The sequence below is a fragment of the Glaciecola sp. 1036 genome (assembly GCF_050306235.1).
In the GTDB taxonomy this organism is placed as follows: domain Bacteria; phylum Pseudomonadota; class Gammaproteobacteria; order Enterobacterales; family Alteromonadaceae; genus Glaciecola.
In genome coordinates this window covers 60,667-73,177 of sequence record NZ_JBLWFH010000007.1, presented here as the reverse complement: position 1 = coordinate 73,177, position 12,511 = coordinate 60,667, and the positions used below count along the sequence as shown (strand labels likewise).

14 protein-coding genes are annotated in these 12,511 nt (G+C 39.9%); 9 read left to right on the top strand and 5 right to left on the bottom strand.

The features are described 5' to 3' along the window. Nucleotides 1–10: 10 nt before the first annotated feature. Entirely contained in the window at nucleotides 11–316 is a 306-nt protein-coding gene (gene metJ / locus ACNKW3_RS11695; RefSeq protein ID WP_427399476.1) for a met regulon transcriptional regulator MetJ, read from the bottom strand. 137 nt (nucleotides 317–453) lie between these two features. On the opposite strand from metJ, the gene metF reads away from it, so the two are divergent. After that, on the top strand, nucleotides 454–1,341 hold the full coding sequence (gene metF, locus ACNKW3_RS11690) for a methylenetetrahydrofolate reductase (RefSeq protein ID WP_427399475.1): 888 nt from the start codon (nucleotides 454–456) through the stop codon (nucleotides 1,339–1,341). A gap of 87 nt (nucleotides 1,342–1,428) precedes the next feature. Further along, nucleotides 1,429–2,370 (top strand): virulence factor BrkB family protein, encoded by a 942-nt coding sequence (locus ACNKW3_RS11685; RefSeq protein ID WP_427399638.1) that lies wholly within the window; start codon nucleotides 1,429–1,431, stop codon nucleotides 2,368–2,370. Here the strand turns inward: ACNKW3_RS11685 and ACNKW3_RS11680 are convergent. Both ACNKW3_RS11680 and mutH read right to left on the bottom strand, forming a co-directional pair. Beyond that, nucleotides 2,367–2,612, bottom strand: coding sequence for a YfhL family 4Fe-4S dicluster ferredoxin (locus ACNKW3_RS11680; protein WP_427399474.1), 246 nt, complete (start codon nucleotides 2,610–2,612; stop codon nucleotides 2,367–2,369). The two genes, ACNKW3_RS11685 and ACNKW3_RS11680, sit on opposite strands and share 4 nt — an antisense overlap. Nucleotides 2,613–2,683: 71 nt before the next feature. Further along, on the bottom strand, nucleotides 2,684–3,352 hold the full coding sequence (mutH, locus tag ACNKW3_RS11675; protein ID WP_427399473.1) for a DNA mismatch repair endonuclease MutH: 669 nt from the start codon (nucleotides 3,350–3,352) through the stop codon (nucleotides 2,684–2,686). Nucleotides 3,353–3,449: 97 nt separating this feature from the next. Here mutH and rppH point away from each other — a divergent pair, with 97 nt between their 5' ends. From rppH to ACNKW3_RS11640, 7 genes are all read left to right on the top strand, one after another. Continuing rightward, nucleotides 3,450–3,992, top strand: a complete 543-nt coding sequence (gene rppH, locus ACNKW3_RS11670) for an RNA pyrophosphohydrolase (protein ID WP_427399472.1) — start codon at nucleotides 3,450–3,452, stop codon at nucleotides 3,990–3,992. A gap of 74 nt (nucleotides 3,993–4,066) precedes the next feature. Continuing rightward, on the top strand, nucleotides 4,067–6,349 hold the full coding sequence (gene ptsP, locus ACNKW3_RS11665; RefSeq protein ID WP_427399471.1) for a phosphoenolpyruvate--protein phosphotransferase: 2,283 nt from the start codon (nucleotides 4,067–4,069) through the stop codon (nucleotides 6,347–6,349). Next, complete coding sequence (locus ACNKW3_RS11660) at nucleotides 6,350–7,156, top strand: sulfite exporter TauE/SafE family protein (protein WP_427399470.1); 807 nt, start codon at nucleotides 6,350–6,352, stop codon at nucleotides 7,154–7,156. A 3-nt stretch (nucleotides 7,157–7,159) separates the two neighbouring features. Beyond that, on the top strand, nucleotides 7,160–7,987 hold the full coding sequence (gene lgt, locus ACNKW3_RS11655; protein ID WP_427399469.1) for a prolipoprotein diacylglyceryl transferase: 828 nt from the start codon (nucleotides 7,160–7,162) through the stop codon (nucleotides 7,985–7,987). A 3-nt stretch (nucleotides 7,988–7,990) separates the two neighbouring features. Continuing rightward, the gene (locus ACNKW3_RS11650; RefSeq protein ID WP_427399468.1) at nucleotides 7,991–8,842 is read left to right on the top strand and encodes a thymidylate synthase; all 852 of its coding nucleotides are present in this window, start codon (nucleotides 7,991–7,993) and stop codon (nucleotides 8,840–8,842) included. A gap of 289 nt (nucleotides 8,843–9,131) precedes the next feature. Beyond that, on the top strand, nucleotides 9,132–10,151 hold the full coding sequence (locus tag ACNKW3_RS11645; RefSeq protein WP_427399467.1) for a response regulator: 1,020 nt from the start codon (nucleotides 9,132–9,134) through the stop codon (nucleotides 10,149–10,151). Between the two features lie 2 nt (nucleotides 10,152–10,153). After that, nucleotides 10,154–11,113 (top strand): diguanylate cyclase, encoded by a 960-nt coding sequence (locus tag ACNKW3_RS11640; RefSeq protein WP_427399637.1) that lies wholly within the window; start codon nucleotides 10,154–10,156, stop codon nucleotides 11,111–11,113. 7 nt (nucleotides 11,114–11,120) lie between these two features. Here the strand turns inward: ACNKW3_RS11640 and ACNKW3_RS11635 are convergent, their stop codons facing one another. Beyond that, nucleotides 11,121–11,441 (bottom strand): hypothetical protein, encoded by a 321-nt coding sequence (locus ACNKW3_RS11635; protein WP_427399466.1) that lies wholly within the window; start codon nucleotides 11,439–11,441, stop codon nucleotides 11,121–11,123. 132 nt (nucleotides 11,442–11,573) lie between these two features. Continuing rightward, a complete protein-coding gene (locus ACNKW3_RS11630; RefSeq protein ID WP_427399465.1) occupies nucleotides 11,574–12,506 on the bottom strand; it encodes a DUF3530 family protein in 933 nt (310 codons plus the stop codon). Between the last annotated feature and the right edge of the window lie 5 nt (nucleotides 12,507–12,511).

Below are 12,511 nucleotides of genomic sequence, written 5' to 3'. Positions count from 1 at the left end.
GATGGCTGTGCTAAGACTTGCCTTCTTTCATTTCTGCCATAATGCGTCTTGCTTCTGCAGAAATTTTTTCAGGGTTATCTTTGCGCAAGTCGTCATCATTCGGTAAAGGTTGACCGGTAAATGCATGAAGAAAAGCTTCACAAAGCAATTCTGAATTGGTTGCATGACGTAAGTTATTCACCTGGCGTCGAGTGCGCTCGTCTGTTAACACTTTCAACACTTTTATCGGAATAGACACTGTGACCTTTTTTACCTGTTCACTTTTTTTCCCATGTTCCGCATAAGGGTGAATATATTTGCCGTTCCAATCTGCCATAATGTCATTCGTAATTTATGTTGTTATATGAAAATTCTAACTGGAATAAAAAAAAGATCAATCTAGACGTGTAAACTGCTTGACGTCTAGATGGTATTTTCGTAATTTAGACGTCTAAACGTCTATAAGGGTTAAACATGGTTTCTTACGCACAAGGCATTGATGCCTTGAATCAATCACTTTCTGAATTACGCGATATCGATGTATCTTTCGAGTTTTTCCCACCTTCAAGTGAAGCCATGGAGAACACCTTATGGAAGTCCGTGGAAAGATTAGCACCCTTAAACCCCAGTTACATGTCGGTTACCTATGGCGCAAACAGTGGTGAACGAGACAGAACTCACAGTGTGGTAAAACGCATCCATAGAGAAACCGGTGTCCCGACTGCACCTCATTTAACATGCGTAGATGCTTCCCGAGAAGAATTAGTTCAGATTGCGAAAGATTATTGGGATTCTGGTATCCGTCGAATCGTAGCGTTGAGAGGTGATTTACCCTCAGGTATGGATAAGCCAGATATGTACGCTGTAGATCTGGTGCAGTTGCTAAAAGAAGTGGCTGATTTTGATATATCTGTTGCGGCATATCCTGAAAAACATCCTGAAGCCCCAAGCGATCAATTCGACTTATTGAATTTAAAACGTAAAAACGAAGCTGGTGCTACTGAGGCTATTACTCAGTTTTTCTTTGACACTAGTGTTTTCTTACGTTTTCGAGATAGAGCCGCCGCTGCGGGTATCGATTTGGATATAGTCCCGGGCATTTTACCGGTAACCAATTATCAAACATTAGTAAGGTTTGCCGGATTTACAAATGTGCATGTCCCAGGTTGGTTACACAAAATGTATGAAGGTTTGGATGACGATGACCAAACAACGCGTAATCTATTGGGGGCAAATATCGCCATGGACATGGTGAAAGTGCTAGCAAAAGAGGGTGTAAAACACTTCCATTTTTATACTTTGAATCGCTCTGAACTCAGTTATGCCATTTGCCATATGTTAGGGTTACGCAAAAGCGTGTAAATTAAAGTTGATAGCTGATTGATAAATTTGAAGTTTTCGATAATCGGCGTAAACTTGTTACTAAAGTAAACATGAGTAACAAAATTGATCACTAAAGCAGACATTCAAGCCTATTTTAATGCTAGAACACCGCTTCTTTGGGATATATTCAAAGCTTTCTTTGGCTATCTTAAAAGTGAACGTATTACGGTGTCTGCTGGTCATCTCGCTTATGTGAGTTTATTGTCACTAGTTCCTGTAATCATGGTTTTTTTCATGATTATGTCAGCCTTTCCTGCATTTGCTGAAATGCGCAGTGAATTTGAGTATTTTATCTTCAATAACTTTGTACCTACTGCTGGCGATGTGGTGCAAAAATATATGTCTGAATTTGTAGCAAATGCTTCTGGAATGGGAGCTGTAAGTATAGGTACACTGTTAGTTGTAGCTTTGTTGCTCATTTCAAATATTGATAAAACCTTTAATCATCTTTGGCGCACGACAGCAAAACGACCCGTTGTATATACTTTCGCTATTTATTGGATGGTAATTACCTTAGGGCCACTTTTGATTGGTTTGAGCATATTGGTCAGTTCATATTTGGCCACCATTGCTGCCTTCGCAGATGATTACCAGCCTGGATTAGGTACTGGATTTCTAAAATTGGTGCCTTACTTTGCCGCTGTTGGTGCATTTATACTGCTGTATATGATAGTACCTAATCGTCCAGTAAGAGCTAAATATGCCCTATGCGGCGCTGTTTTAGCCGCAACTCTATTTGAATTGACTAAGAAAGGATTTGCATTTTATGTCGCTAATTTTCCGTCCTATGAAGTTATATATGGAGCGTTAGCAACTATCCCTATTTTGTTTTTATGGGTTTATTTATCTTGGCTAGTGGTCTTGGTTGGTGCGATTTTTACTTACGCTATTACCATGACATGTGAAGCCTACGAAGCAAAATATGATGCTGAAGCGGCAAAGGAGGAGGAAGCCAAAATTAAAGACTTCCAACGCCATAATGAGAAAAAAGCGGTTTTAGATTCTTAAACGTGAAGATTAGTATACTTTTCAGCTAACTCGTCTAGCGACTCTCTGACGTTTGGATCAGGAATGATGCATTCAACTGGGCATACTTTAACACAGCTAGGTTCGTCGTAGTGACCTACGCACTCCGTGCATCGATCGCTATTTATTTGATAAATCTCTTCACCCATCTTGATTGCGTCATTTGGGCATTCTTCAGGACATAAGTCACAGTTGATACATTCGTCAGTAATGGTGAGTGCCATTTGTCATTTTCCTTTTATAGGATATAGACGATTATTATCGACTATTGCGCAGAAAATGAGCTTGATCGTTATCAATAAAATGTATGGTTTAGTATGTCTTGGGTAAAATTCTTGCGTAAATAAAACCCACGAGGCCTGGTCATTATTATTTGGCCGTTTTCGCCTACCGCTTGTGTGAGAGCTTTGCCATCTGCGGCTTTGGGGCGTAATTGCATGACTTCGCCGTAGGTAGCATTAATTTTTTCTACTTGTCCTAGACTTATCATTTCCATCAGTTCTTCCCAATCCCGCTTTAACTTAGCTTCTTGCTCCTGAGAAGGTTGCCACATAAAACCATGGCCTATAATACGCTCTGCAAGAGGAATATCCCGTTCGCCTTGAATAGGAACCCATAATACTTTTCTTAATTTATTGCGTACATTTGACAGTTCCCAACGCACTCCACTTACGCCAGTGAGCGGAGCATAACAAACGTATGTGGTTTCTAAGGGCGTATTATTATAGGAGAGAGGGAGGGTTTTAAGTTCAATACCCAAAGACGGAAAATCTTGCAGTGGTTTACTGCCAGCAGTGGCGCCAAGGGCCACTTCGATCAATTGTCCGACCCATCCTTTTTCTCTTTTTAGATTAGCTGGAACCTTTACCTTGTGCTGGTACGCCAACTCGCCCAAGGTTAAACCTGCGATATTTTCTACCCGATCGAGCAAGCCCATTTGATCTTTTGGGGGGATTACCTGCATAACTAATTTAACAAACCTATAAACTTATGCTTTGCATCATTACAAGTTTATGAAAGAATGGAGAAATATAAAAGAAAAAAAGCGCTAGGTAATCTGTGTGATTGATACCGAAGGATTCCGCGCGAATGTTGGCATTATAATTTGTAATAAACAGGGGCAAGTCTTCTGGGCAAGACGGTATGGCCAGCATTCATGGCAATTCCCGCAAGGTGGAATTGATCAAGGCGAAACAGCCGAACAAGCAATGTATAGGGAACTGTACGAAGAAGTTGGGCTAAAAGAAAAAGACGTAAAAATCCTTGCAGTAAGCCGCAATTGGCTTAGGTATAAATTGCCTAAACGACTCGTGCGTAAAGGTAGCGAGCCCGTTTGTATTGGTCAAAAACAAAAATGGTTTCTACTGTCATTAACTTGTCAAGAAAAGGATGTAGATTTAGCGTCTTGCGGTCATCCAGAATTTGATGATTGGCGGTGGGTGAGCTATTGGTATCCGATTCGAAACGTAGTCTCGTTTAAACGCGATGTCTACAGACGCATAATGAAAGAATTCTCCAACGTCGTGTTATCAAATCAACGTACGGGAAATACCAATCAGCGAAAATACAAAAAACGACAGAAAAACCGACCAAATCAATCCTGACTTTTATTCGTTTTGTGATTGAAATGTGATATCGAGAGTTCTTTTTTGTTTGTGATTAAGGTAGCCAATCTCATATGTTAACGACGCTTAAATCCATCATCCAAGAAGTAAGTCAATTACCGACCCTTGAGGCATCAATGGATCGTCTAGTTGCCATGGTTAAAGAGGAAATGGGTGTCGATTCATGTTCTTTGTATCTGGCAGATTATAAGTACAAACAATTTGTGCTTACCGCGACAGATGGTTTGGAACGTAGCGCGGTTGGAAAAGTCAAAATTGGTTTCAATGAAGGCCTTATTGGCTTGGTTGGCGATAGAGAAGAGCCGCTCATAATTGATGACGCATTTGCTCATCCCAACTTTAAACACTACCCAGAAGTAAAAGAAGAAAAGTACAAAGCTTTTATTGGTACACCAATCATTTTTCAACGTAAAGTCTTGGGCGTTATTTCTCTCCAACAATCCAAAAAACGTCAGTTTAACCTCGATGATGAAGCTTTTTTGGTAACTCTAGCTGCCCAGTTAGCTTTATATATCACTAATGCGGAAATTTCCGGCAAGCTATTAATTACGGATGAAAGCAAGGAAGCGACAAGTCGAAAACTTAATGGAATACCAGGCTCTCCAGGATTAGCGCTTGGTATTGGCTATGCGGTAAATTTTCAAAATGACTTACGTACCTTAATAACCAAAAAGTCAGATGATCCGAACAAGCAAATCACTATTTATCGGAAAGCCGTAGACTTAACGCGCCAACATGTTGGTGAACTATCAGCCGGTCTTAGCGCTAGCCTTCCTGATGATGTAAAAGCTATATTTCAACTTTACAACCAATTGTTGGATGCTAACTCCCTAGGAAGAGAAGTAGAAAAAAAAATCCATGAAGGTTGGGACGCAGCGTCTTCGCTAAAATTCGTTGTTGAAGCCTATGCCAATCGCTTTGAAAGCATGGATGATCCATACATGCGTGAGCGGGCAGTAGACATTATCGACCTTTCAAATCGAATATTAGCCAATATTTTAGGTGATGTTGATAACACTCAACCTATGCACAGCTCCGAAAAGTACATTTTAGTAGCAAAAGAAGTCAGTGCGCCTATGCTGGCTGAATTTCCTAGAGAACAACTCGCCGGGATCATTTCACTGAAAGGTTCTAATAATTCGCACGCAGCTATATTAGCCAGAGCTATGAATGTTCCAGCGGTTATGGGCCTAGAAGGCGTATCAGTTGGTTTATTGAAATCTCAAACCCTGTTTGTGGACGGTTATTCAGGTGATGTCGCGCTGAATTTTGATCAATTTCAAGAACACGAATTTATTCGTCTGATTCAACAGGAACAAGCATTATTTGCAAGAATCGACAGTGAATCTGATGCCCCTCCCATTACCCAAGATGGAACTAAAATTTCTTTGCTAGTGAATGCTGGTCTATCGGCTGACTTAGAGTTAGAGCAATTTTCTCAGGGCGATGGTGTTGGTCTATATCGTACAGAAATTCCCTTTATGCTACGTCAGCGTTTTCCATCTGAGCGAGAACAGTGTGATATTTATAAGCAGGTACTTACAGCTCATCCCGACAAAGAAATTACCATGCGTACTTTGGATGTTGGCGGAGATAAACCACTTAGCTATTTTCCCATAAGCGAAGAGAATCCTTTTCTAGGATGGCGAGGGGTTAGATTAACCTTGGATCATCCAGATATTTTCTTAATGCAGATCAGGGCCATGTTAAGAGCAAGTTTAGGGCACACTAATTTGCATATTTTGTTGCCTATGATTGCTAGTGTGAATGAAGTTGATGAATCTAAAACGTTAATTGACCAAGCTTTTTCAGAAGTTCTAGAGGAAGCTAATGAAAAGAAAGTAACACTAGCGCGTCCAAAACTTGGTGTAATGTTAGAGGTGCCCTCAGCATTATTCCAATTGCCACAAATTGCTAAGCGCGTTGATTTTTTCTCTGTAGGGACGAATGACCTAACACAGTACTTGTTGGCGGTAGACCGAAATAATCCTCGCGTGGCATCCTTATATTCTAGTTATCACCCATCGGTGATAAACGCGCTGTTAGGGATTGTTACAACAGCAAATGAGCATGGCGTACCGGTAACCGTATGTGGAGAGCTAGCAGGCGAGCCTTTAGGAGCGCTATTGTTAATAATGATGGGATATCGAAAGTTAAGCATGAACGGGCACTCTCTGCGAAAAATAAGTTGGGTTATTCGCAATACGTCGATGACCGAATGTGAGGCAATTTTATCTTCAATACTATCCTCAGAATCGCCAGCACAGGTTCGTCAGATATTAGAAAATTATTTGGAGACTAAGGGACTGGGTGGATTAGTGAGAGTAGGAGTTTAAGTGCAAGATGTAGTAGTTTTTATTATCCTTTGTATGGGATTAGGTGGTGTAGTTGGTATACTTGCAGGTATGTTGGGTATTGGCGGAGGACTCATAATAGTCCCTGCGCTTCTCTACTTATTAAATAGCTTTCAGAATATTGATATTGAGCACGGCATGCCGATTGCCATTGCTACCTCTTTATCTACGGTGATATTTACCGGCCTATCGTCTGCCCGTAGTCACGCTAAAATGGGTAACATCGATATGAGTATTTTACCCGTTATTGTAATTGCTATCTCAATAGGGGCAATGCTTGGCGCCAAGTTCGCGAGTTTTATCTCAGGTGTTGTGCTGCAACGCATTTTTGCTGTTTTGGTTATTTTGATCGCTCTACAGATGTTATTATCAAGAAAACCACAAGCGCACAGTCAACTGTCAAAACTATCCCTTTCAGGAGTAGGATTAAGTAGTGGATTCATTGCTGCTCTCATGGGAATAGGTGGTGGTGCCTTAATTGTGCCTGCTTTAGTTTGGTTTCAAGTGAATATCAAAAAAGCCATTGGTTGCGCCAGTGTTTGCGGTGTCGCCATTGCTGTTTTTGGATCCTTAAGTTTCATTATTGCCGGATATAACAAACCCTATTTACCAGAATATTCATTGGGTTACGTTTATCTTCCTGCAACCTTGGGTATTGTGATAGTATCCGTATTCACAGCGCCTCTTGGTGCCAAGTTGACCAACAGAATTGATACTGTAAAACTTAAAAGAATTTTTGCTGGCTTTCTTGTTATCGTCAGCATACGCATGTTAATAGGATTAGAATAATAAATGTCAAACGGCAGTCACTTGACCTTTCCCGACATCAGCCCAGTACTTTTCGATTTAGGATTCTTACAAATACGCTGGTACAGCATCATGTATTTAATCGGCTTTGCTGCTGCTTATTGGTTGGCAAATCGCCGTTTACATCGTATGAATTGGAGCAAAGAACAATTAAGCGATCTCCTGTTTTATTCGTTTTTGGGCGTCATAGTAGGTGGCCGTGTAGGTTACGTACTATTTTATAAATTCTCAGATTTCTTAGAAGACCCACTTTATCTATTTAGATTATGGGAAGGTGGAATGTCGTTCCACGGCGGTTGTATAGGCGTAATTTTAGCGGCGTTCTTATATTCGAAAAAACAAAACTGGCGTTTTTTAACAGTGGGTGATTTTATAGCTCCCCTTGTACCTATTGGTTTGGGAGCAGGGCGTCTAGGCAACTTCATTAACGGTGAACTTTGGGGAAGAACTACAGATGTGCCTTGGGCCTTTGTATTTCCGACCGGAGGCGATGAGCCTCGTCACCCATCGCAGTTATACGAATTCTTTTTAGAAGGCGTTGTACTCTTTGTGATCCTCTGGTTATATTCAGCTAGACCTCGGCCAGTGGGATCTGTCGGTGGTTTGTTTTTATTAGGGTACGGCGTATTTCGTTTTATCATTGAATTTTTCAGAGAGCCAGATATGCACATTGGTTTGAATACCCTAGGGCTTAGTCAGGGACAAATGCTATGCATACCTATGATTTTAGCTGGTTTGGGTTTAATTATTTATGCCAATATGACACCTGCTCAACAACCAGAAAAAACACAGAAAAAAGGTAAAAAAGCCTAAATTATGTCGCAATATGAATCACTATGTAAGCGCATTATCGAAGAAGGCCAATGGGTCACGAATGAACGCACCGGAATAAGTTGTTTAACCGTAATCAATGCTGATCTTGAGTACGATGTTGGGAACAATGAATTTCCTTTAGTGACTACTCGAAAATGTTTTTACAAAGCAGCAATTGCTGAACTTTTGGGTTATTTGCGCGGATATGACAATGCCGCAGACTTTCGCGCTATTGGTTGCAATACGTGGAATGCAAATGCCAACGAAAACCAAGCATGGTTGAATAATCCTCATCGTAAAGGCGAGGATGATATGGGCCGAGTGTATGGAGTTCAAGGCCGAAATTGGCAGAAACCTGACGGTACCAGCTTAGATCAGTTAGCCAAAGTAGTAAAAAATTTATCTCAAGGTATTGATGATAGAGGAGAGATTGTCACCTTTTACAATCCTGGTGAGTTTGACATGGGATGTCTGCGTCCTTGCATGCATACGCATACCTTTAGTTTGCTTGGGGACACTTTGCATTTGACGAGTTATATGCGTAGCTGTGATGTGCCGCTTGGATTAACATTCAACATGCCCCAGTGTTTTGTTTTATTAGCACTTATGGCGCAAATCACAGGGCATAAAGCAGGTAAGGTGTTTCATAAAATTGTAAATGCGCATATTTATGAAAATCAGCTTGAATTAATGCGAGATGTTCAACTCAAACGAGAGCCGTTCGAATTTCCCAAGTTAAACATAAACCCTGATATCAAGTCTCTAAAAGATATTGAAACCTGGGTCAGTACTAGTGATTTTGAGGTTGAAAATTATCAGCATCATGAGTCAATTGCTTATCCTTTTGCTGTGTAAATTGAAACAACAAAACACTGATTTCATCGTTTCTGGTTCATTTAGCTTAAAATTAACGTCTCAGTTAAAACGTTTCGATTTTTTTCATCTATTATAAAAATACGTTTTTTTAGTTATAAATTTGGATTCTTTTTCCACTGATTTATCTAAATCTTCAAGTCGCAATGGATATTTATTTATACTAAAGAATAGTAAATAAATTATAAGAACTGCAGATAAAGAGTTAAGAAAAAGGAAATCGCTTTTAAATTGTAGTAAATTATCGGCATCGAATTTAAGCTTAATGACTATGACTTTACCTGTACTGATATGTGATGATTCGGCTTTTGCTCGCAAAGCAATGGCGCGCTCCTTGCCGGATGGCTGGGATGTTGACGTTTCATATGCTAACAATGGCCAAGAAGCCATTGATGCTATTAAGCAAGGGAAGGGCGACATTATGTTTCTTGACCTGAATATGCCAGTAATGGACGGTTACGAAACTATGCAGTACATCCGCAAACACGATCTTCCAACCATGGTGATCGTGGTGTCAGGCGATGTTCAGGAAGAAGCGCGCAAGCGTATGAAAGCACTGGGCGCTATCGACTTTATTCGCAAACCTATTGATAACGATAAACTCAGCGAAATCTTAAAAAAATATGGCATCTATCAAGGTGACATGAGTACTTCCAATCGTGCTAAGTCAGAGAATGTCAAAATCGGTTCAAGCCAAGAAGATAAACTCGATGCCTTTCGTGAACTTTCCAATATTGCTATGGGCCAAGCGGGTGAAAACTTAGCTAAAATTTTAGACAGATTTGTACATCTTCCTATCCCTAACGTCAGTGTTGTGCACACCAACGAATTAGCCATGACACTTGCCTCCATTGACGACAACGAACAGGTATCGGCAGTTTCAAAAGGGTTTGTCAGTAAACGAATAAAGGGCGAAGCCTTAATTATTTTCAACGATACTAATATTGATTCATTTCGAAACTTACTTGGTAGACAACAACATTCATCAGCACCTAACGACATAGAAGTATTGATGGATGTATCTAACCTGATTATCGGCGCTTGTTTAAATGGGTTATCAGAACAACTAGCAGTAAAATTCACCCATAATTCGCCAATTATATTAGGTGTGCATTGTGACCTTAATGAGTTGGTTTCTAATAACATTTCAAGATGGGAAAAGGTTCTGGTAATCGAAATTGCCTATGCAATAGCGGACGAAAATATTAATTTTGAACTGCTTTTAGTTATCCCAGGGGAAGAGATTGATGCCACTTTTAAGCAGTTGCTTGAAATAAGAGGGGCTGCATGACAATGAATTTAGCTTACAGCAATGAGAATCATGTTTCATGGCAACAGGCCTTAGTGGAATCTATCGAAGTGGGCATCATAGTCGTCAATACTAACTTCGAAATTGAAGAGTGGAATCAGTTTATGGAAAACCATACTGGTTTCGAAAGTACCGATGTTAAAGGTAATACCTTATTCAAGTACTTTTCTGATCTTGATATGCACTGGCTGAAAAATAAATGTCGTCCAGTCTTCGAAATGCATACACCAGTGTTTATGGTATGGGAACAGCGTCAGTATGTGTTTAAGATGCAAGCAGCTAGGCCCGTCACTTCACCTTCCGAATATATGTACCAAAATATTACGATTTTTCCTGTCACTGGCAGTTTAGGTAAGGTCGATAGAGTTTGTATTTTGATTTACGACGTTACCGATCAGGCTATGGGCAAGATTAGAATCGAGGGATTAAATGATCGGCTTAAACAAATAAGTCGAATCGATGGACTAACAAACTTATTCAACCGCCGATATTGGCAAGAACGCTTTGAACGAGAGTATAAGCTTACCATTCGCAACAAGACTGATATTTCAGTACTAATACTCGATATAGACCATTTCAAAGGCGTGAATGATACTTATGGCCATCAAGCCGGTGATGCTGTAATTCAAAAATTGGCGGATATTATTCGCGTCGCCACAAGAGAAACAGATATTCCAGGTAGGTACGGTGGAGAAGAGTTTGTGATCTTGTTACCTGACACTCCTGGGGAAAATGCTAAAACTGTAGCTGAACGTATTCGAAAATTAGCAGAAAAAACCACGGTTACTCATGAAACTACTGCCATTAATTTTACCGTCAGTGTGGGTATAGCTGAGTTTAATACTGGGTTTAAACAACCATTGGCTTGGTTACAAGCGGCAGATACGGCACTTTATGATGCGAAAAATTCAGGTCGAAATAGAGTGGTTACATTTAGAATGTAATTGTTTATTAAGGGCGCATGCCTACTACGTCTAGTGGGCAAAGATAATTTCTGTTTAAAAACTCTAATACAAAAGCTAAATCAGGGTTTTGGTCTTCATACTTTAAGTCTTCTTCCTCTGTGTGTTGCACTACAAAAAACACATGCCAAAATACGCGTTCCTGATGCGAATACGCAACAAAAGCACTGTTTTCTACTGTGCCCCATTCTTCCAGCGTATCCCAAAGAAATTGCTGCAATTCATGATAGGTAATTGCTGCATCCCAATAGCCCCTGATATAGAACTCAAGTTGCTTTGATTTTTCTGTGATGAAGCCGTCGACTGACAATAATATTTCCTCATGCAAAAATGACTTTGTAAGTATAGTCAAATTCTGTGAATTGCTGAGGTTAAATTGTGAAATTTTGCTAAATGTATGATATTTAAATTTAAAAAAAATATGCAAAAAATAGATAGATTTTTACATACCTAAGTAGGACAACCAGCCAGAAATTTCTTTTGTTAGATAGGTCAACTGCAAATTCGACAGTGGCTGACCGATAATTTTGCGTTGGCGATAGTGTGGTTTAAGGTTTATTTTTGCATTTACCAAACGCTTGTGAGCGGTCGCTCTAGCCCAATGACTTTCATAATCATTGGTTAGATCTAAAACTGGTACATTTGCTTTGCCGAATAACTCAGGTACTTTGTTATTTTGCTCTTGATTAGGAGCGAAAGGACTCAGCGCCACCACGCCCTTGTACTTTGATAAATCGCCCGACATTAGACAATGTGAAGTAATCCCCGAAGAAAACAACACGACACGCTGATTTGAAGCATTTACTGTCGTTATTACAGTATTTAGAAATTGGGCAGTGTCATTGGCACAGGTTTGCAAAAATTCACTGGTTAAAGTGGGCAGTATTTCTTTGGCAGAGGTTGTACTGGCGTAAGAATTCGGTAAATCGTCTTGATCTGTTGGATTAGTTTGTGAACTATCTTGCTCAGTAGATTGTTCATCGGTGCTGTTGTCGCTATTTTCTTCGGATTCAGCTGGAGATTTGTTAGGTACAAATGTGACAATTGTATTCCAACCTATTTGACTCATCTGTGACGCCAGTGAAAATGAAAATTGGCTATTTGACGAAAATTGCATTTCATGTTCTACAATCAGAAAAAGACCACGAACCTTGGGTAATTCCGACGCTAAACTATAAAATTTATGCGGCTGGTTATTATATTCAAATTCGATTACTGAATCTGGCGGTAATTGAGTTATTAAATCGTTTTGAATAGTTGAAAGAGGAGTAAATGCGGTTTCATCCTGTGCCAAAGCCAAGTTTACATGTGCGAACAATGCAATAAACGCAATCCGCATAATTATCTGGGTAAACTTGTTGAAAAAAGTATTCATGTAAA

Bases quoted from the DNA above. Each gene is read 5' to 3' on its own strand.
- ACNKW3_RS11680 (WP_427399474.1), bottom strand. From the start codon at position 2,612: ATGGCACTCACCATTACTGACGAATGTATCAACTGTGACTTATGTCCT.
- ACNKW3_RS11650 (WP_427399468.1), top strand. From the start codon at position 7,991: ATGTCGCAATATGAATCACTATGTAAGCGCATTATCGAAGAAGGCCAA.
- metJ (WP_427399476.1), bottom strand. From the start codon at position 316: ATGGCAGATTGGAACGGCAAATATATTCACCCTTATGCGGAACATGGG.
- lgt (WP_427399469.1), top strand. From the start codon at position 7,160: ATGTCAAACGGCAGTCACTTGACCTTTCCCGACATCAGCCCAGTACTT.
- mutH (WP_427399473.1), bottom strand. From the start codon at position 3,352: ATGCAGGTAATCCCCCCAAAAGATCAAATGGGCTTGCTCGATCGGGTA.
- ACNKW3_RS11640 (WP_427399637.1), top strand. From the start codon at position 10,154: ATGAATTTAGCTTACAGCAATGAGAATCATGTTTCATGGCAACAGGCC.
- ACNKW3_RS11630 (WP_427399465.1), bottom strand. From the start codon at position 12,506: ATGAATACTTTTTTCAACAAGTTTACCCAGATAATTATGCGGATTGCG.
- ptsP (WP_427399471.1), top strand. From the start codon at position 4,067: ATGTTAACGACGCTTAAATCCATCATCCAAGAAGTAAGTCAATTACCG.
- ACNKW3_RS11645 (WP_427399467.1), top strand. From the start codon at position 9,132: ATGACTTTACCTGTACTGATATGTGATGATTCGGCTTTTGCTCGCAAA.
- metF (WP_427399475.1), top strand. From the start codon at position 454: ATGGTTTCTTACGCACAAGGCATTGATGCCTTGAATCAATCACTTTCT.